Origin of the sequence: Nesterenkonia lacusekhoensis (assembly GCF_017876395.1) — a bacterium.
Lineage (GTDB): Bacteria > Actinomycetota > Actinomycetes > Actinomycetales > Micrococcaceae > Nesterenkonia > Nesterenkonia lacusekhoensis.
Window position 1 is genome coordinate 1 of the sequence record NZ_JAGINX010000002.1, and the last position, 18,348, is coordinate 18,348.

The 18,348-nt window shown below is 63.7% G+C and carries 19 protein-coding genes; 8 read left to right on the forward strand and 11 right to left on the reverse strand.

The window, feature by feature from the left end:
* Window positions 1-204 precede the first annotated feature (204 nt).
* The 7 genes from JOF45_RS12825 (at window position 205) to JOF45_RS12855 (ending at window position 3,689) form a co-directional block, all read left to right on the forward strand.
* Window positions 205-498 (forward strand): DUF6504 family protein, encoded by a 294-nt coding sequence (locus JOF45_RS12825; protein ID WP_210051496.1) that lies wholly within the window; start codon window positions 205-207, stop codon window positions 496-498.
* Window positions 485-784, forward strand: coding sequence for a hypothetical protein (locus JOF45_RS12830; RefSeq protein WP_210051497.1), 300 nt, complete (start codon window positions 485-487; stop codon window positions 782-784). The genes JOF45_RS12825 and JOF45_RS12830 overlap by 14 nt, the downstream gene beginning before the upstream one ends.
* Before the next feature lie 428 nt (window positions 785-1,212).
* The gene (locus tag JOF45_RS12835) at window positions 1,213-1,647 is read left to right on the forward strand and encodes a DUF6941 family protein (protein ID WP_210051498.1); all 435 of its coding nucleotides are present in this window, start codon (window positions 1,213-1,215) and stop codon (window positions 1,645-1,647) included.
* 32 nt (window positions 1,648-1,679) lie between these two features.
* The gene (locus JOF45_RS12840; RefSeq protein ID WP_210051499.1) at window positions 1,680-1,895 is read left to right on the forward strand and encodes a hypothetical protein; all 216 of its coding nucleotides are present in this window, start codon (window positions 1,680-1,682) and stop codon (window positions 1,893-1,895) included.
* 56 nt (window positions 1,896-1,951) lie between these two features.
* On the forward strand, window positions 1,952-2,293 hold the full coding sequence (locus tag JOF45_RS13820; RefSeq protein WP_210051500.1) for a DUF2283 domain-containing protein: 342 nt from the start codon (window positions 1,952-1,954) through the stop codon (window positions 2,291-2,293).
* 257 nt (window positions 2,294-2,550) lie between these two features.
* Window positions 2,551-2,751: a helix-turn-helix domain-containing protein gene (locus JOF45_RS12850; RefSeq protein ID WP_210051502.1), complete on the forward strand. Its 201-nt coding sequence runs from the start codon at window positions 2,551-2,553 to the stop codon at window positions 2,749-2,751.
* Window positions 2,752-2,927: 176 nt separating this feature from the next.
* Complete coding sequence (locus JOF45_RS12855) at window positions 2,928-3,689, forward strand: DUF4190 domain-containing protein (protein WP_210051503.1); 762 nt, start codon at window positions 2,928-2,930, stop codon at window positions 3,687-3,689.
* Window positions 3,690-3,783: 94 nt separating this feature from the next.
* Here the strand turns inward: JOF45_RS12855 and JOF45_RS12860 are convergent, their stop codons facing one another.
* The 10 genes from JOF45_RS12860 to JOF45_RS12905 all read right to left on the reverse strand — a co-directional run bounded on the left by JOF45_RS12860 (window position 3,784) and on the right by JOF45_RS12905 (window position 17,492).
* Window positions 3,784-4,074: a hypothetical protein gene (locus JOF45_RS12860; RefSeq protein WP_210051504.1), complete on the reverse strand. Its 291-nt coding sequence runs from the start codon at window positions 4,072-4,074 to the stop codon at window positions 3,784-3,786.
* A 2-nt stretch (window positions 4,075-4,076) separates the two neighbouring features.
* Window positions 4,077-5,225, reverse strand: a complete 1,149-nt coding sequence (locus tag JOF45_RS12865; RefSeq protein ID WP_210051505.1) for a peptidoglycan recognition protein family protein — start codon at window positions 5,223-5,225, stop codon at window positions 4,077-4,079.
* Entirely contained in the window at window positions 5,222-5,380 is a 159-nt protein-coding gene (locus JOF45_RS12870) for a hypothetical protein (RefSeq protein ID WP_210051506.1), read from the reverse strand. Before JOF45_RS12870 ends, JOF45_RS12865 begins: the two co-directional genes overlap by 4 nt.
* A 63-nt stretch (window positions 5,381-5,443) precedes the next feature.
* Window positions 5,444-5,773, reverse strand: a complete 330-nt coding sequence (locus JOF45_RS12875) for a hypothetical protein (RefSeq protein WP_210051507.1) — start codon at window positions 5,771-5,773, stop codon at window positions 5,444-5,446.
* Between the two features lie 16 nt (window positions 5,774-5,789).
* Complete coding sequence (locus tag JOF45_RS12880) at window positions 5,790-6,230, reverse strand: hypothetical protein (protein WP_210051508.1); 441 nt, start codon at window positions 6,228-6,230, stop codon at window positions 5,790-5,792.
* Between the two features lie 26 nt (window positions 6,231-6,256).
* Entirely contained in the window at window positions 6,257-7,045 is a 789-nt protein-coding gene (locus JOF45_RS12885) for a hypothetical protein (RefSeq protein ID WP_210051509.1), read from the reverse strand.
* Between the two features lie 3 nt (window positions 7,046-7,048).
* Entirely contained in the window at window positions 7,049-10,822 is a 3,774-nt protein-coding gene (locus tag JOF45_RS12890; protein WP_210051511.1) for a phage tail protein, read from the reverse strand.
* 38 nt (window positions 10,823-10,860) lie between these two features.
* The gene (locus tag JOF45_RS12895) at window positions 10,861-12,765 is read right to left on the reverse strand and encodes a hypothetical protein (protein WP_210051512.1); all 1,905 of its coding nucleotides are present in this window, start codon (window positions 12,763-12,765) and stop codon (window positions 10,861-10,863) included.
* 9 nt (window positions 12,766-12,774) lie between these two features.
* Window positions 12,775-13,764: a hypothetical protein gene (locus JOF45_RS12900; RefSeq protein ID WP_210051513.1), complete on the reverse strand. Its 990-nt coding sequence runs from the start codon at window positions 13,762-13,764 to the stop codon at window positions 12,775-12,777.
* Window positions 13,761-17,492 (reverse strand): tape measure protein, encoded by a 3,732-nt coding sequence (locus JOF45_RS12905; RefSeq protein WP_210051514.1) that lies wholly within the window; start codon window positions 17,490-17,492, stop codon window positions 13,761-13,763. Before JOF45_RS12905 ends, JOF45_RS12900 begins: the two co-directional genes overlap by 4 nt.
* A gap of 148 nt (window positions 17,493-17,640) precedes the next feature.
* Between JOF45_RS12905 and JOF45_RS12910 the strand changes: the two genes are divergently transcribed.
* Entirely contained in the window at window positions 17,641-18,054 is a 414-nt protein-coding gene (locus tag JOF45_RS12910) for a hypothetical protein (RefSeq protein ID WP_210051515.1), read from the forward strand.
* Here the strand turns inward: JOF45_RS12910 and JOF45_RS12915 are convergent.
* Complete coding sequence (locus tag JOF45_RS12915) at window positions 18,051-18,206, reverse strand: hypothetical protein (RefSeq protein WP_210051516.1); 156 nt, start codon at window positions 18,204-18,206, stop codon at window positions 18,051-18,053. The two genes, JOF45_RS12910 and JOF45_RS12915, sit on opposite strands and share 4 nt — an antisense overlap.
* Between the last annotated feature and the right edge of the window lie 142 nt (window positions 18,207-18,348).

The window sequence follows — 18,348 nt, forward strand, 5'->3', positions numbered from 1 at the left end:
GCACGACCGCTGAACCGACACAGTATCACGCAAGATTACGCGGGTTCGAATCGTCCCTGTGGGTCTGAATGGGTCCGTTGCGAGGGGTCCTCCTGAAACTGTCAGGATGCCTCCGAGGGGCCCGCCCCTCCTCCGTGTCGGTGCCCGACCCTAGGCTGACCTGCATCACTTGAGTCGAACATACTTTCGAAGGATGCTTAAGCCATGCTCACCACCCAGACCCCTGCAGCAGTCCGTGTCGCCTGCGCCGACGACGGCAGCCCACGCCGGCTCATCTGGGGCGGCCGGCGCCTGACTGTGATCCGGAAGCCGATCCCGTGGATCGGCCGCCGCTCATGGTGGGAACTGACCCGCCGTGCCGAGCGTGGCACGACGGCGGCGATCTTCGAGCGGGACATGTGGCACGTCGAAGCCAGAGACGTCGACACCGGCGAGGTGCTGACCCTGGACCTGGCCGTGGAGGAGCACGGCTGGGAAGTCGCCGATGAGCACCTATGACGAGCCCGTCGAGCCGGAGGCCACCAGGATCTACCGAACGATGATCGACGCGCACACATCAGCATTCGGCTCACCTGACCGGCGGCACTGCGCCTACCTATGGGGCCTTGCCAGGGAGCTGGTCATGCGGGAAGGGCTGCAGCTGCACTGGGGAACCATGGAGCCCACCGGAGTCCTGCCCGTCCGTGAGGGTCGGTCGCGTGGCCAGCAGGTCGCCGCAGTGGAACGACTAGGCCGGGACGCCTTTGTGGCCATGCGGTGGGCGTCGAAGTGGCGGGCTGAGTGAACACCCGCTGCCCGGCGAGAGTACAAGCGCGCCGAGCGCGCCCGAACCCTGCAAGCATTCGAACCGGCCGATCACGGGCTAACCGGCACGTACCAGCGCGGCTGTGACTGTGACGAATGCGCAGAGGCGACACGGCAGTACCTGGCACGGCGCAATGAGCGGAGCCGCGAGACAGCACACGCGCACGGCGGCCGGTGGTCAGGTAAGGAGATCCTGTACGTACTGAGGAAGGACCTTACGATGGGGCAGATCTCCCGAGACCTGGGCCGCATGTACAGCGCGATCTCCAATGTGCGCACCGCCGTGGCCGCCGGCCACCCTCGATACATGGCTCTGCTGCGCAGCGAGGAGTCCTAGCTGTCGTGCCTCCGGCGACCTTGAGGCGAGGAGAGGGCCAATCTCGGGCTGTGGCCAGTAGGATCGCAGTCATGGATTCCACCGAACTTCAACCGGACCTCGACTACGCATTCCTCGCAGAGTATGCCCGCGCTGAGGGAAATAGTCTGACCGCCATCGGGGCCAGTTTTACTCAAATTGACGTCCCGCAAGTTCCAGCGCAGTTCATGCTGTATGTCGCGGGCAGAATCCGGGCGAAAGAAGCCGGCGACCCATTCCCCCTCAGCTTGCGAGTCGGCCCAGATGACGCCAGCGACAGGATTCAGCTTGAGACGTCCCTCGACCCCAAAAGTGCCGTGCACCCCTACCGGGGTCGAGTTGGCATCATATTCGCAGTAGGCATTCCTTTGGGCATCGACGTGGCGGGATTACACAGGGTCGACATCGTCCTCGGGGAGGAGCAGGCCCGGACTCTCTACTTCTCAGTGAACGATCTCGCATCCGACGGCCTCGCGGCGGCACGATGAATCTGGTTCCTATCCCTCACTGCAAACGGCGGATGAGCCAGCGCAACATATCGTGGAGCGAAGTCTCCCAGGTCCTCTATGAGCACAAGCGCGGTGTGTCGTTCCCGAGCCCGGACCATCCGATGCGGCGCGTGTACACCTTGAGTCTAGAGCGGGGCTCGCTGTGCGTTGTCACACAGCCGGCAATCGAGGACACGGCACCGGATGGCAACGTGCAAGTCATCACGGTGTACTACCGGGACGAGTAGCTGTAAACTCACAAGACAACGAAGGCATACCCCGCGTAGCCTCCGGAGAGGAAGACATGCACCCAGAAGACACCACTTACTTTGACGCTAACTTTGGAGTTGGCTATGCCAAGGTCTCGGGCGGCGAGGTTGCTCGTACTCTTGAGTACTCAGAAAGTATCGTTCTTGACATGGACTCTTCCGACCGACTCGTCGGCATCGAGGTTCTCGGTCGAGTTCCTTCCCTCCCCGTCCAAGAGATGGCCCAGAAGTTCAGCTGGGGACCATCGACTGTAGCGCGTGCAGCAGAAGCTGCTAGACGGCTTCGCAGCCTAATGGACGCAAGTTCGTCCGTATCTGGCGACGGAGTCATTAATCAAGTCAATGGTTGGTCCAACCCGGGTCTCGTAACCACCTAGCTGGCCGACAAGAAGAAGGGCCCCACTGCCTCGTCGAGGCAGTGGGGCCCTTCTGTGCACGTCGAGGTTCAGCAGTGCGAGCACCGGCGGCACCAGGGCGGCCACGGCTGTCAGGATCACGCCGAACTCGGCCACGGCGATCTCGGTCGCCTGGCGGACTCGCTGGATGCTGCCCGGAGCGCAGATCTCTGCGATGACCGCGATGATCAGGGCGAAGAGTCCCAGCTGTCGCGCCCCGCCCAGATAGGATCATAGCCATGCGCCGCTTCTACACGATCCCCGAAGTCGCCGAGGCCTTCGCCACCTCAGAGGCCCAGATCCGCAGCCTGCTGAAGTCTGGCGAGCTCGAGGGCATCCAGATCGGAGGCCGCGGTCAGTGGCGCATCGAAGACACCAAGGTTGATGAGTACATCCAGCGGATGTACGCGGAGCAGCGGGATCACCAGGAAACCTTCTAGTCTGCCAGAAATCCAGGCCCGCCTTCTTGCTCGAGACTTCCTCCCCGCCAGCTGGACGTTAGGGGCTAGAATCCCTGACACGACGCAGGGGTCGTATACGAGCCGAGCGTACTGCCCCACGTCGCTTGCATCTGTCATGAGCGCACACAATTGCTCACATCTTGAAGGGGGAAGCTGTGACCGAACCTACCTATCCCGCACCGGGATACCAGCCGTACGGAGGGTACGCACCCGCACCCGAGCCGCCGAAGAAGGGAATCGGCATCACCGCAATGGTGCTCGGCATCGTTGCATTGGTATTTGCATTTATTCCGGTCATCGGACTCCTGAGTCTTGCGCTTGGCCCCGTTGCCGTAGTCCTTGGCGTCATCGCGCTTGTCAAGCGTAGGGGCCGCGGGCAGGGCATCGCTGGCGTCATCACTGGCGCGTTCGGATTCATCGTCTCTCTCGCAGGTGTCGTCCTGTTCGGAGCCTTCATGTCCGCCATGGATGAGGAAGAGGAGCGCGAGGATGTTGAAGAGCAGGTCGAGGAGGCGGCCGAAGAGGCCGGTGAAGACGACGCCGAGGTAGAGGAAATCGAAGAGGAGGTGGCTCAGGAGGCAGAGGAACCTGCTGAGGAACCTACCGGTGAGTGGGTCGAGGTTGCTTCTCTCTCGGGGACGGGCGACCAGCGCGGGGAGGTCTTCGAGGTTGAGGGCGATGCGCGGATCACCTATGAGTTCAACGAGTCTGGCGGTATGGCAGAAGGCTTTGGGCTCGGCGCTATCTACGTGGTGAGCGAAGGTGAAACCCTCGCAGAGGATGGCGGGATCCCTGAGCAGATGATCAGCGGGTCTGAGTCTGGCGAGACGATGTTCTACCAGACCGGTAGTTTCTACCTGGATGTGTCTGCAGCGAACTACGACTCTTGGACTGTGACTGTCGAGCAGCAAGAGTAGCAACCCCGAGCGACACGAAAAGAGCCGCCCCACCCTGCAGCAGCAAGGTGGGGCGGCTTCTTCGTGCGCGCTCCACACTGGGAGCGTACCCGGGTCATGGTTGGTCGATGACCTCTTCCGGGTCGTACTCGTCCAGCGGGTTGGCCGGCTCGTCGTCGGTGAGGTTCAGCAGTGCGAGCACCGGCGGCACCAGGGCGGCCACGGCTGTCAGGATCACGCCGAACTCGGTCACGGCGATCTCGGTAGCTTCCCGAACTCGCTGGATGCTGCCGGGCGCGTAGAGCTCTGCGATGACCGCGGCCACCAGAGCGAGGATTGCTGCGCCGCCGACCGCGTACAGCACGGCGCGGGGCACCTTAGCGAGAGTGTGCTTCTTCTGGGCCATGATCAGTAGACCTTTCCGTCGTATCCACGTGTCTTAGCGTGTGCGCTGGGCGGCTGGGGCTTCAGGTGCCGTCGCTGGTCATTGAGGAATGCTTTCTCAGCGCGGGTGAGCTCATCGGTCCACGCGCCGTTGGACACGTCGCCGGAGAAGAAGCCTCGGTCCCGGAGGGCGCGCTTCAGGCCACGCCCGTACTTCCCGGTCCGCTTCTTTCCCCAGCCGACGCCGTAGCCCTTGCCGGACTTCGCGGCAGGGTTCCACGCACCACGTAGCCAGCGCTTGATCGCGGCGTGCACGCTGCCATCCCGGTCGTTCCAATCACCGGTGCGTCGTAGCAGGTCTTCCCAGGCCAGGAAGAACTCGCGGGAGCGGTCGTTGGTCAGCGGGAGGTCCCGGTCGGGCCACTGGCCATGATGCAGGACGTCATTCGACCCGCCGTTCTTGACCTTCCGCACCGCAGACTTGGGCACCCACAGGTCGCCCACGCCGGTCCACCACTGCGAGTCCTGGCCGGAGCCGATCAGCAGCTCGCCCTCCTTCACGTCCCGGACCTTCTTGTGCGTGGACAGAGGGCCGCTACGAAGCTCGGTGTCGCGGGTGGCGCGGAGGAAACCGGTCAGGTTGTTCTTCGGCTTGGTGGTGGCCGGGGCTGCGCCGCTGTCGGCCCGGACAGCGCGGAGCGGGCCGACCGAGTTCTTGCCGGAACAGGCCGTGGCGAAGACATCGCGGTGCAGCGCGGTGAAGCGGTCGGTGGTCCACCAGCCCTGCTTGCGCCCATAGTCCAGGAGCCAAGCAGTGGCCGCGACCTGTGCGGCAGTCAGGGATTCGCGCTCGTAGTTGCCGATGAAGCAGATCGCCGCGCCGCCGGTGTTGCGGTTCAGCGTGTGGGCGGAGACACGGCCGATGCTCACACCCTGGAAGATGCGGCCAGACGGCGGGATCAGGAAGGTGTAGGACATACCCACGCCGTAGGTGGCCTGGCCGACGGCCTCGACGGTGCGGACGGCGGCACAGTCCTGGGCGAAGGTGGCATTCGCACCACTATGCCCTGTCACACTGTGATGACCATACACGGCCAGCCTTCCGACCGGGCGATTACCGTAGCCGTCCTGGAATCGAGCGCCCCAGGAGGCTCGGGAGATGATCGTGCTCATGCCTCCACCTCCTCTGCTTCAGTCAGCTCTTCGGCGTGAACCTTCTCCAGGTCCAGGCCGCTGTCCTTGTCGTCGGGGTCTGCGTCCAGTAGCGATGTGTCTACGTCGTCGTCAAGCTCGATAGGGATGTCGTCATGGACCATGTGCTTCCCCATAGGCTCCTCCTTCAGGGCATGAGAAACCCCCGTCCATATGGAGCGGGGGGTCAGTTGGTGTGGTCAGTGGCCTTCAGGCCAGGGCGGCAGGCTGTCTGGGTCAGCCTGGTAGGTGACAATCGTGTGCTGTCTCAGTCGGTAGGCGTACTCCCAGTACAGTGCGGTTCGGCGCTGGTGGCGGATGGACTCTGCCCGAACCTCATCGGCCTCAGCCTCAGCGTCCCGGACCTCCTGCTTCAAGGCGGCGATGGTGTCTCGGCGGTCCTTAGCCTGGGCTCTTTCTCGCTCGTGTCGGCCTTTGAGCCAGTCCCACGCGCCTTTGATGAACGCGGTCAGCAGTAGTGAGAGTGATCCGCCGCCGAGTAGGTAGATCAGAGGATTCTCTTCCCCCATGAGAGCCCTCCTCCTCCTAGGTCACGGGGTCGTAGTTCGCTTTCCGGATTCTCAGCCACCTTGCGGCCAGCCCTCCGAGGGCGATGACGATGAACCCGATCTGTAGCCACCTGTTCCCGTCGCTGAGGACTTGGGCCTCGACGACGCTATAGAGGTAGAGGCATCCGGCGACGAATAGGAACCCTACGGCGAGCGGCCGCTCTATCCACCACCAGCCAGTGATGCTGGTGATCACACCTACCGCACCGGCGAAGATCATCAGCGAGGAGATACTGGTGACCAGGAAGTCACCGAGGATCACCGACGTGGTGCGGGGCGGGTGCAGGAATGAGAGCGCGCCGAAGATGATTGCGGTGGTGTAGACCCCGACTGCTTGGACCAGTGTGACCGACTTCGGCTCCTCGATGAACGCCCAGACCCTCGATACTAGCCCGAGTGGTGCGCGTGGCTTACTCATCGCCCCTCCTCATTGTGGTCAGGCTGTTAGGCATCCTGATCACCTCCACTCATGTACCGCTCACGCGCCATCTCTTCCGGCGACTTGTTCGGCTGGGGCTGCTCATCATCTGCGGTTACTGCTAGGTGCGGTTCGAGGGGGTCAAGCTCGATGCTGGTCTGTGAATGCTGGAACCGTGTCTCCCGATACGCGATATCTAGAGCGTGTTCACGTAGCACCTGTACGCACTTTGCCCGGTCCTCTTTGCACAGGAACCCATCGCGGTCGCACTGTGATTCTTCTTCACAGGTGGGCGCGGAAATCTTCATCTCCCCCGCCTCTTTATCTACACGTGTGACGACGGTGCGACGCACGAGCGACGGGGTACGCTTCGGTTTAGGGACGCCCAGCGCTTCACAGGATGCTTCCCGAGCCTGGTCCAGTGCGCACACTCCCCGCTCATCACGGGGCAAAGCATGGAACGCCGCCAGAGTGCTACGGAGGAGAGGCGAACGCGGGTCGTCAGCGGTCTTACCTTCGGCCTGAGCCTTCAGGTACTCCCGCTCCCGTTTCTCCTCTCTCTCCCGCAGCATCTCGTAGGGCGCTGTCCACACGTCGTTATACCCCGTTACCGGGCATGACTCCGGCTCCTTCGCGTTCACCCGTGCGTCTATGATCGCGTCTAGGCAGTCGGCTAGGTCGTCGTATCCCAGCAGTTCGGACCATGACGCGACCGCCTGAAGCGGCACCGCAACGCCACGCACACCCTCCTCATCGTCCGGCTTCTGCAAGTCCACAAGGAATGAGCGAGACTCATCATCATAAGTAATCTTCATAGGTCAGCCTCTCCAGAAAGACACGTAGCGACAGCGGAACGTGTCTGCCGCAAGGGGGTCCGCATACAAGGACATGAAAATTGCTCCGAAACCTGACGGACCGATACCAACTGTGTTCACAGACAGATGCCGCCGCGGGTCGTTCGGCAAAGGCGTCATCACCGGGCCGGAGTTAGAGCTAGGGCGCGGCTCCGGGTAAACGACATCCCACCGCTCGAGTGCCCCTTCGGCCGGGCTAAACTTGAATCCGGGGGAAAGCCCGTACACGAACATGTCCCGCGCCGTGCCATCGTCGAACGGCATCCGCCCCTGAACACGAAGTCGCCCCCGGTCTGGGACTAGGCCGCCCTCTGCCGAGCGCGATCCCATGCGAAGATCGCCCGTGATCGCCAGATATGCCAGCTCATTCCGCGCGCCACCCAGGCGCGCAACGGTCCTTCCCGAGTCATCAGCCGCGACGAAGTTTCCGTTAGCCCCGTCCTGGCGCATGACCGCGCCACCGCTGGAAGGCCAGTCGGGGGATGTCCTGAACTCTCCGCCGGTGAACGTGGTGCCCTCAATCTCTCCACCCACAATGCGGGCAGAGTTGATCGTCATAGAGTCGATAGCGTTTGCCGCGATCATGTCAGCATTCACCGTCAGGAACTGTCCGATTTCGGCGGTCATCTGTTCGGTGACATTCAGGTGCTCGACATCGATAGTGCCGGTGGCGATGATGTCCCCAGTGATGATCCGCTCTGTGGTGAGCTGGATTGCCTCGATCACACGTGAGCGCAGGGTGTTGACGAACGCCGAGTCTGCGAACAGGCTGTCAATATCGATCCGCGACGCCGAGAGCTGCCCGGTGGTGATCCGGTCGGCATTGAGCTGGACTATGGAGGCGATGGCCACCGCTAGTTCAGCCACGTTCAGTCGATCCGCGTCGATAGTCCCTGCGGTGATCTGAGATGCGTGCAGTTCAAGGAACTCACCGACTGCGGCGGCAATCTCATCGGCGATAATGTGCCGGGCACGCACCGCACCATCGACGATCAGCTCGCCGTTCTCCATGTGCCGGAGCTTGAAGTCCTGCCAGTGGCCGCGCATGGCGACACCTGCTGAGACGTCAAACTCGACCCGCAGATACCGTAACTGCTCATCAGTGTTGTGGATCTCTAGCGCATACTCGTGCCATCCAGACTGAATAGACACAGAATCGGCGCGGCCAATGAACGAGCCATCAGCGTCACGCACCAGGAAGGACACAGTTGGTGCCACACCCGACCCTCCACCCCACCCGTAGAAGGTCAGCTTGAAACTGTCGTTGGGTGACATGGGGATGCCCAGACCTGAACCTGGAGCGTACTCTACTGTGGTGCGCTCGTGAGATTCGGTGCCATCATCGATACGGATAGCGCGCATACCCCGGCCCTGGCCGGGGATGGTGCGCCACCGGTTCGTGTCGCCGCGAACACGGGTCCACGGTCTGGTGTTGTCACCGTTGGCGGCAAGGTCTTCGATGGCCTCCTGTGGCATCAGGTTCTCAGTGTCAGCGATAGCCATGTGCCGGGCGCTGATAGCACCCGCCGCGATGGATTCGGCGGTGACCTCGATGATGTTGGCAATCTCACCGGCCAGCTGCTCGACATTGATTTCCAGAGCGTCCAGGGTGAGGAAGTTGGCGACCGCACCGGCGACCTCTTCAGCATTGAGTCGTGACGTGTCGATACTGCCGCTAGTGATCTGCCCAGCATCCAGCTCAATGATCGTCGCCAGGTGTGCGGCCAGGCCCTCGGTGTCAATCTGGTCCGCAGTCAGCTCCAAGAATTGACCGACTGCACCAGCGACCTCATTCGCAATGATCTGGTCCGCACCGACAGTGCCGTCAATCAGCAGTTTCCCTGAGAGTCGCCTCCTGTATCGGAACCCGGCAAAGTGAGCGTTGCCGCCGCCATCAGGCATCGCAGATGACGCCGTGAACTCCAAGGTCATTCGACGGATACTGGTGTTGTCTGGGACTTTCCACGCGAATGAGTTGTCCCCACTAGACCATGTCCCGACTGTGTCGCGGTCAACGTATGTGCCGTCTTCCTGAGCGTACCGAACTTGCAGGAACAAGTACCCGGATGCTGCGGCAGACACCCATCCACGCGCAGTGAGGCTAAACTCCTCCCCGGCCTCCGTACTGATCCCCATCCCGCTAGGGCCGTCAAAGCTTAGCCGGGAGGTGGTGCCTTGAACCCAGTTCGACGCCTGGAACCGTACGGCATTCGAGGCATTGAGTTGTCCAGGGTAGCCCATCCACCCTGTAGCCCCGCCCGTGATTGCGGACCAGAACGCAGAATCAAACCCCTGGTAGCGGAGTTCTTCAATGTGTTCATAATTGAGCAGGTTCTCGAAGTCACCAATGCGAACACTGGTCGCACTAATCGCGCCAACATCGCGCCACTCGTTGGCATCCTCAAGCCCGGAAGCAAGATCAGACTCCAGACCAGGCAGTCGCACATCCCGAAGGTTCTCCATGCCAAGGCGGGTCTCCGACAGGGTTCCCTCAGCGGCCTCCAGGTCCCGCTCATTATCGGACAGTCGGCCATCCAGGGCAGGCAGAACCTCGCCCTCAAGATGCTGCCCCGTAGCCTGCGCCTGATCTGCCGCGCTCTGAGCATTGGTGATCCGCCGGTCATAATCCGCGACCGCCGACTCAATCCCATCAAGGGCACTATCCAGCGCAGGCAGACGATTCTCCCGCAGATCGGCCAGGTCAGCCTGAGAGGCAGCGACATCCTGCTCAGCAGCATCCAGGCGAGACTCAGCCTCACTGACTGCTTGCTCTGCGGCCTCCAGGTCAGCCTTGAGCTGCGGGAAATCAACCTCATCCCACTCATCAGCAATCTCGCCGACCCGGCCCATCGCCGCATCAATATCATCCTGTGCCTGGTCGATCCGCTGCTGAGCCTCATCCAGATCAGCGCGCATCTGCTCTGTGTCCGCAGGCCGCTCCGGGGTCACCGTCACAATCGCCGACCACAAGGATTCGTTGCCGGTGGTGTCCACCGCGGTGGCCCAGATCTCGTGTGGGATCCGGTCCGGCAGGGCGATAGTCGTCCTCGACCCCGCCTCAGTGAGGTGGTCCAGACGCCGCGGGTCCCCCGGTTCCCCATTCGGGTCCCCGGCAGGGTGCATCTGCCGCCCATAGAACTGGACATGGCTCATGTCCACCGGAGTGGGGTCAGAGAGCTCCCCGCCCCACTCCAGCAGCACCAGGCCCATCTCATTACGGGCCCCGATGCCGACCGGAGGCGGAGGCGGGGTCATATCCACCGGGGTCTGGTACGGCACGGTGACGCTGTAGGCGCTGTGGCGTCCGTTGTTGTCCACCAGCCGCACCCGGAACTCCATGGTGGTCCCGGCGGGGAGGTCGTCGACGGTCAGCTCGGCCTCACCGTCGAAGTCCTCTGTACCGAGGATCCTCCACGGCGCGTTCCGGTTCAGGTCCCGGCCCCACAGCTCGTAAGACACCCAGTAGGGCCCCTGCCTGCCAGTCTCGTCTCCTTCGACCGGCTCCAGCTCGTCCAGCTCCTCCTCCGGGACGTCCTCGGCCTCCTCGTCCTCGTCGATGAGATCCACATAGTCCGGGTCTACCTCGGACCAGGACCCCACCCGCTCGGGGCGGTCGGGGGCCGTAGATTCGTACCCGTCGGAGGGCCCGGCCTCACCGGAGAGGACCTCCCCCTCTACTACCTCGTCGACCGGTTCCTCTTCGGGGGTGAGGCCGTCCATATCGCGGATATCCGACACGCTGGACTCCTATCTGTATAACTGATTGAAGGTGGCCGCTACCCCACCGGGGCGGGGTCATCGGAGTCATCTGGATCCGGGATGAATCCGTCATCCCCTGGGTCTGTCTCCTCGTCCGGTAGGGAGCCTTCGTCGTAGGTGTCTGGGTCCTCCGGCTCCGGGAGCCCCGGGTCGGCAAACTCTGGCCGGAGCACCACCACGGGCGACCCGTCGGAGGTGAACCTGACGCTGCTGCTGATCCCCGTGAGTGTCGGCGCGAAGTACGGCTCAGTGGTAGACAGCGGCGGCTCCAGCGCCGGATCACGGGGCACATGACCCTGGAGGTGATCCACACCGCCGACGGTCTTGGACATGGTCCGGGCGAAGCTGGTCGCGCTCCGCTGGAACCGCTCGTCCAGGGTGACCACGGCGGTGACCGGCTCATCCGGGGACCAGCTCAGAACGATCTGATTGACCCGCCGGCGTGACCGTTCGCCCTCGTGGTCCCAGACGCTGATCCAGTGGCCCGGCTGGTAGTCCACCATCGGGATAGCGCTCGACGGGCCGAGGGTGACGCCCAGGGTCTCTTCGATCTTGAACCGGCGCTGGGCGGCCTGCCGTTCCCGGTGGGTCAGAGATCGTGCCTGATCCCTGGTCTCTGCCTCCGGCTCACTGATCGTTCCTTCCCAGAAGCCCCAGGCTGTCCGGGACGAGTCTCCCCCGGCCTGGTATGGGAGCCGGTGAGCGTAGCCGGTGCCGTCGAGGACCATGGCCACGCTGTAGTGCTGGAACCTGGATCCGCGCTGATTCGCAGAGGTTAGGTCCCGGCCCAGCAGCAGGTTCACCCGGTCGGACTGGTCGACCTCCAGGCCACCGGCCCGGGTGATGTGCAGCCGGGAGAACGACGTCTTGAAGTCGATCAGGCCGCGCTCCCGGAAGTCCAGCAGCACCTGCAGCAGGGAACCGCCCAGCGGGAAGTCGTGATTCGTACGGGACTCCGCTGGCCACAGAACCCCGGCGCTGTCCCGGGCGTTGCTGAAGGTACGCTGACGACCCTTCAGCACATCCCACCGGGGTGACTCGAAGCCCTCGGCCTCATCCCGGCGGATACCCTCAGCCCACAACGTGGCCAGGGTGCGGCCCGGGCTGGAGTTGTAGAAGAACCGGCGCCCACCCACCGAGGTCTCCCGAGCGGCGCGCTCGGCCTTGTCGAACCGGTCCCGCGCACTGTTGTACCGGTGGCGGAGGTTCGCGACCTCGACGCCCAGCTCCGTCAGCCGCTCTTTATTGCGGGGCCAGGCGGACATGGACAGGGCTCGCCACGTGTCGCTGGGCCGGTGGTAGTAGTACAGACGGCCGTCGTGGGAGGCGTTGGACGCCAGCGACCCGTGCGGGACGTTGCGGGTATTCGAGATCCAGTAGACCCCGTAGTAGGCGTAATTCTTGCCGCCCAGGCCGTGGCGTCGTCGCACCCAGGTGGCCAGCTCCTCGAAGCGTTCCAGCGCCCGCTCATAGGGTCCCTGGACCTCACGCAGTCGCTCCTGGGCAATGTCATAGGCCCGGTTCAGGTTCCTGGCGTTCGGGGCCAGGCCGATCTTCACCTTGTCCAACAGCATCAGCGCGTTCGGGCACCGGTAATGGATGAGGTTAGTCTCTTCCACCCGGTCCTCCTCGTAGGTGTCCACGATGAACCGACCATCATCCAGCGGCTTGTACTCCAGGTCGCGTTGATCCCACATCTCCACCTGGATCTCATAGTCGCCCTGCAGACTCGCCGCACCGGCGGAGTCCTTGTAGGTGCGGATATCCAGCACCCCGGGCTCACCCTCCGAGTTGAAGGACACGCTGGCGTCGAAGACATCCACGACCTCGCCCCGATAGGAGCGGGCACCGTACTGGCCAGGCTCCACCAGCCGCAGTCTAAGCCCGTGGTCTTGGTTGCCTTCCAGAATCTGTGCAGACATTCGGGCCTCCTAGAAGTACTTGGGGCGGACGGCGATCATCACGTACGCCGGGGAGCCCACACGGACGTTGACCCGGCCGACCGCCCGACCATCCCCTGGGATGCCGGGGGTGATCAGCAGGGCGGTGCCTTGCCGCCTGCCGTGGGAGTACATGTGTTGCTCGTACGGGGTATCGATATCCCAGTCCCGGGTCGTGTTGTCGGTAGGACGGCCCGCCCGGTTCTCGAAGGTGCGGAAGATCCACCAGCGAGCCCACGGGGTCAGCATCGAAGCAACGAAACCGACGCCGCCGAGGTTCGTGAACCGGTACCAGTTCGCACCGTCCCGGGCGGGCTCCTGTGCGGGACGGACCGCGACACGGGCGTCCTCCACCGGGGCATCACCCATCGGCACATTCACAGCCGTCGTCCGGCCCGGCTCCAGCAGACCGACGTCCACATACTCCCAGTCCCCGAACCACGTGCCCGCCGGGTTGCGGGCCACGATGGTGAGGGTGCTGTGAGCGAAGGTCGGCGCGTCCTGCTGATCCCAGTCGGACTCGAAGTAGACCGCACACGACTGCTTTCCCGAGCCGCCGACTGTGCGGTCCAGGCGCAGATTCCCGTCAACCATCTGGCGGCCCACCTGGACCCGCCGCATGAACTCCGAGATGTTCTGCCGCAGGAACAGGGCCCGCTCCTGCGGGTCCCTCCCCCACTGCTGATAGCGGGGGTCCTGCGGATCCGCGCAGATCGGATAGAACTTGATCCGGATCGGGATCAGCCGGGCAGCCAGAGGCATCAGCGCGCTACGTCGCTCCCCCTGGCCACCCGGGATGTTCCAGCTGGTCACACGGCCCCCGGAGTACCGGGGCAGCACCTCAGTGCCCGACAGCAGCTCCCACACCCCATCACGCCAGGTGTGGAACTTGGACGCCGGGTTCTCCCACCGGTCGTCGTCGAGGTTCACGCCCTGCAGGTGCAGGGTGACCTTCTCCCCAGAGTGGAGTCCTGTGCTCATCCGAAGCTCCCTCCACCCAGTGCGGCCGGGTACTCCAGTGCGTCCTTCACGGACTGCTCTGTGGGCACCCCACGGGGGTTGTTGATCGCGTGAATGGTGACTTGGTTGTGGGTGCCGCCCTGGCCTTGCATGGCGGCGGCGAGGGCGCGGGTGTCCACTGCGGGACGCGGCGCCGACGGCTGGGCGAACTCGCGCACCTGCCCCTGGTAGCCGTTGCGGCCACCGGCGGCGTACCCGGACAGCTGGGCGGCGTACCGCCGGATGCCGTAAGGGTCGTCCTGGTTGACCGCCTGCAGCAGCCCGTCGTACTTGTCGCTGCTGCGCCGGTTGATGATCCACTCACGGTCATCCACCCACGCTGTCGGCTGGCCAGCCCGGTTCAGCCCCAGGATCTGGTCAGTGCCCAGGCCCGTGGACGGCAGCCGGCCACCGGAGGCGTACGCCGCCAGGCCAGTGCCGACACCGGCCCGGCCGCCATGGGCCCGGTTGATGAAGGGACTCCCGGCCCCCGAGCCGAAACCGCCCTGATTGACGAGACCGCCGAAGGTCGCGGTGATCGTCGTCGTACGGTTCCGGGCGGTGTGGTTCAGGTCAGTCTCTGCTCCGTAGGTGTTCGCGCTAGCAGTAACCGTGGCGGACCCGTCCCGGATGTTGTCGATGTCCCACTGCACGATGTTGACGGTGTTACCGTCGTCCACTGCGACCGTAGCCTGCCCGTTCGAGACACCGAGGATCTCGGCCTGGACCTCCTGCACGGTTCCCTCATCGTCAACGAGCACCATGGCGTCGCCATCAGTGACACCATCGATAGCGCCCTGCACCTCCAGGACGGTCCCCTCGTCGGTGGCATAGACGCCGACAGTCTTATCCTGGATCTCATCAATCTGCGCCTGTGTCAGCTCCACAGTCTCAGTGGCGCCGGAACCATCCACATCGATTCTCACCTGCTTCATCTCTGGAATGTTCTCCAGCTTGATGTTCAGGGCGTCCACCCCGTCCGAGGCGAAGTCCTCGAAGTACGCCTCCACGTCAGTTCGGTGCTCTTCCGGGATCTGCATGAACGCGGCCGCGTAATCGTGTGCCTGCTCTTCGGAGTATCCCATCTGCTCAGCCGTCGTGACCAGGTGATCATAGGTGGACTGGAGGCCATCAGCCACAGACTCAGCAGAGTCTCCGGCAGCCAGGTTGGCCTCTGCGAGTGCCCACGACTCTTCCCCGAGGGCACGGAAGGCCCGGTGGTTATCGATGCCCGCCTGGGTGGAGCGGTCCATGGTGTTGCCGTTATCCTCGATGGCGTCATCGAGGTCCCAAAGAGCCTCGTTGTAGCTCATCAGAGCCTCACTGGCGTCCAGCTGGATGATACCCAGGCGGGTATAGGCGTCCACGATCTCTCCGAGTGCGGACGCTGCGATGTCTGCTTGTTCGGCCAGTTCGCCCATGAGCGCCCCAGTGGTGGAGAGGCCGCCTTCAACCTCTGAAGTGATCCCTGCGACGCTCTCCATCCCATCGGCCAGATCGTTCGATGCCTCGGCCGCGCCGACAGCATCGGGGACGATTCCTTGGAGCATCCACCGAAGCATCTCGGTCTCGTCGACAGAGACACCGAGGCTACCGGCGTAGTCGTAGAGGGCTGATTCCAGCTCCGGGAACTTGTTGACGATCTCATCGCTGGAGTATCCGGCGGCGTGCAGCTCGTCCGCGTAGTTGCTCATGGCTTCGACGGCAGTGTCTATGCTGCCGCTGGCGGCCATGTTCGCCAGCGCGTCATCTGTCTGGGCGATGGCATCCTCAGCATCTGCCATGTCAGAGGCGAAGAAACGAACCGCGTCACCGACGAGCGGAATGTCGCTGGTGAGGCCATAGAGCTTGTCCTGAACGAACCCTGTGCGGTCTCCCACTTCAAGCGTTGCGCCACTGAGCTCATCGAACGCGCCCACCATGTCGTCCACGCCTTCACGTGAACGCACCAGTGTGCCCAGCAGGTGGTCGCTACCGTCCAGGTGGGCGAACTGGTCGTTCATGACTTTCCCGGCGTCGGCAGCGCGGCGGAGTCCGTTCTCTAGCTCCCCGGAGCTGATCGCTCCTTCGCGCAGGTTTTCCTCCAGGTGGTTGACCACGGCCATGCCGCCCAGGGCTACGGCCGCGATACCGGCGGCGATGCCGATACGACGCAGCCCTCCAGCGATGCCTGCGCCGCCAGTGGCGAAGTTGGCCAGGGCAGTCCAAGCCGTGCCAGCGTTGGAGGCCATGGTGCGCAGATGCGGGAGCGCGGCCACGAGGGCGCCGCCGAACACTGTGATGCCTCCTGCTGCCGCTGCGCCCAGGCCTGCGACCTGCAGTAGCGGGTCCGGCAGTTCCAGCAGAGCGGACCCGAAGTCCGCGGCCTGGTTGATAGCTTCGACCAGGAATCCTCCACCGTCCGGGGACACCAAGGGTGTGGCGATGATGGATCCGATGTCACGGATACGGGCCCGGATGCGGTCCAGGGAGCCTTCCATGGTGTCGCGCAGACCCTCTGCAGCACCATCGAACTGGTTCATCATGCCCGTGGTGAGAGCATCAATCGCGGTCTCAGCATCCAGGGCGCCGGCGGTGATCTGCTCTCGGATCTGGTTGCCGGAGACGCCCATGGCGTCACCGATCAGGTCGGCGGCGTTGATGCCCATCTGCCCCAGACGCTGGAGCTCCCGGCCAGTGATACGGCCCTGGCCCTCGACCTGGCCGAGGATGTCCACCAGCTGCATGATCTCGGCGTCACCGCCACCGATGGCGGCCACAGCGTTCTGGACACCCTCAAGCGTGGGGACGACACGCTCGGCTTCCATGCCGAAGGCCATGAGCTGCTGCTGGGCGGTGATCCAGGTGTCACGGGCGAACGGGGACTCGTCAGCGAACGCGTGCAGCTGCTCCATCTGGGCGGCGGCGGCCTCTGCGGAGCCTGCCATGGTCTCGAGCGCACGACCTGCTACCTGCTGCAGCGTGTTGTACTCGATGCCCGTCTGGATGACGTTCCCCATCAGCGCGGACAGTCCACCGCCCGCGATAGCCATGGCCCCACCCATCTGGTGGAATGCTGATGCATTGGCCTCAGCTGTCCCTAGCAGCTCGGCACCGTGCTGCTGGGCGTTGGCGAACCCCTGCCCAAGGCTAGTCAGCGCACCAGAGAATCCGGTGGAGTAAGACATCCCGGAGGCGAAGGAGGAGGACAGTCCGTCGATTCCGGCGGATGCCTGCTGAGCGATGGACCCGTGAGCCTGCATGGCAGCGGAGGCATCTTGCATGGCCCCTGCCGCGGTCTGCGACTGGGCGCCCACCGTGGCCAGCGTTCCCTCGAACTGCTGGGCTCCGGCCGATGCGGCCAGCATGTCCGCAGTCGCAGCCTGAGACTGTGCCCCCACGCTGGACAGACCAGCCGAGGCAGTCTCGGCTGATGCCCCGGCAGACTCGATGCCGGCAGAGGCATCCTGGGCGGCAGCAGACGCAGAGTCCATACCGCCGGCCATGCTCTCCGCGGACCCGGATGCGTTCTCCATGGAGGAGGCGGCACTGTCCGCACTGGAGGCGGCCTGGTCCAGGTCGGAGGCGACGCTGGTGTCCGCCGATATGCTGATGTCCCCGAGTCGGTCCGCCGCGTCAGCGACACGGGTAGCGGCCTGCTCGGCCTGCTGCATGGCAGACAGGTACGCCTGGATCTCTGCGGACAGCCTGACTCTCACGTCACGGGCCATGTCGGACCTCCTCGATATGCTGTTGAATATGAATCACTTGCAGAGGACGGGGATCGTGGCCGGTAGTGCACTGCTGCTTATTGGCTGCGCAGACAGTGGCACGGCGCCGAGTAGTCAGGGCACGGAAGTTGATGGCTCTACACGGGACATGAAGACCACCGAGGCAGCCACTGAGGAAAACTCCATGGAGGGCGTCGAGCCTGAGCTTCCGTGGTCTGTAGAGGCTGCTAGCGATTCCGCGACCATGCGAGAACTTTTGGTTCGCAATGGGCTCGAATGCCCGTCAGATGAGGCGGAATCTCACGAATCCGTTGATCATGACGACTTCCACTGGATCGACTGCGGCGACGCAGACGGGACGTTCATCTACTACGACGGATATATCGGATTCGACTCGTCAGAGGCGTTGATTCAGGACAGCTTCGAGACTGCTGTCAATGAGGGGAAAGGCATCGCTTGGACTGAGCATCATGCTGTACTCAGCTTGTCTGATGATCAACTAGAAACCGCTCACTGGGTGATGCAAGAGTCAGCCTTGGGCAAGTTAGACCCCAACCCCTAGTCGAACATGCCTGGCGGCAGGTTGATCACGTCCGGGTCCATGTCCGTGGCCGCCGACTGCTTCACCGGCATCCACATCACACCGTGATCCGGGATGCTGGACTTCTGCGCCTGCTCCTGCTTCTCCTCCACCACCGCGGAGGCGTGACACACCTCCCGCTGAGCCTGGAATGACCCACCAGACCGGCACACACTGCGCGGGTAGCCGCACTTCGGGCACAGCCCACGCTTATGCACCGTGTACGCCATCATCAGACGCAAGTTCCGGCCCCGAAGATCACCCTCCACTGCCCCC

Coding starts and splice junctions, on each gene's coding strand:
- JOF45_RS12825 (WP_210051496.1), top strand. CDS start 205: ATGCTCACCACCCAGACCCCTGCAGCAGTCCGTGTCGCCTGCGCCGAC.
- JOF45_RS12830 (WP_210051497.1), top strand. CDS start 485: ATGAGCACCTATGACGAGCCCGTCGAGCCGGAGGCCACCAGGATCTAC.
- JOF45_RS12835 (WP_210051498.1), top strand. CDS start 1,213: ATGGATTCCACCGAACTTCAACCGGACCTCGACTACGCATTCCTCGCA.
- JOF45_RS12840 (WP_210051499.1), top strand. CDS start 1,680: ATGAGCCAGCGCAACATATCGTGGAGCGAAGTCTCCCAGGTCCTCTAT.
- JOF45_RS13820 (WP_210051500.1), top strand. CDS start 1,952: ATGCACCCAGAAGACACCACTTACTTTGACGCTAACTTTGGAGTTGGC.
- JOF45_RS12850 (WP_210051502.1), top strand. CDS start 2,551: ATGCGCCGCTTCTACACGATCCCCGAAGTCGCCGAGGCCTTCGCCACC.
- JOF45_RS12860 (WP_210051504.1), bottom strand. CDS start 4,074: ATGGCCCAGAAGAAGCACACTCTCGCTAAGGTGCCCCGCGCCGTGCTG.
- JOF45_RS12865 (WP_210051505.1), bottom strand. CDS start 5,225: ATGAGCACGATCATCTCCCGAGCCTCCTGGGGCGCTCGATTCCAGGAC.
- JOF45_RS12870 (WP_210051506.1), bottom strand. CDS start 5,380: ATGGGGAAGCACATGGTCCATGACGACATCCCTATCGAGCTTGACGAC.
- JOF45_RS12875 (WP_210051507.1), bottom strand. CDS start 5,773: ATGGGGGAAGAGAATCCTCTGATCTACCTACTCGGCGGCGGATCACTC.
- JOF45_RS12880 (WP_210051508.1), bottom strand. CDS start 6,230: ATGAGTAAGCCACGCGCACCACTCGGGCTAGTATCGAGGGTCTGGGCG.
- JOF45_RS12885 (WP_210051509.1), bottom strand. CDS start 7,045: ATGAAGATTACTTATGATGATGAGTCTCGCTCATTCCTTGTGGACTTG.
- JOF45_RS12895 (WP_210051512.1), bottom strand. CDS start 12,765: ATGTCTGCACAGATTCTGGAAGGCAACCAAGACCACGGGCTTAGACTG.
- JOF45_RS12900 (WP_210051513.1), bottom strand. CDS start 13,764: ATGAGCACAGGACTCCACTCTGGGGAGAAGGTCACCCTGCACCTGCAG.
- JOF45_RS12905 (WP_210051514.1), bottom strand. CDS start 17,492: ATGGCCCGTGACGTGAGAGTCAGGCTGTCCGCAGAGATCCAGGCGTAC.
- JOF45_RS12910 (WP_210051515.1), top strand. CDS start 17,641: ATGAAGACCACCGAGGCAGCCACTGAGGAAAACTCCATGGAGGGCGTC.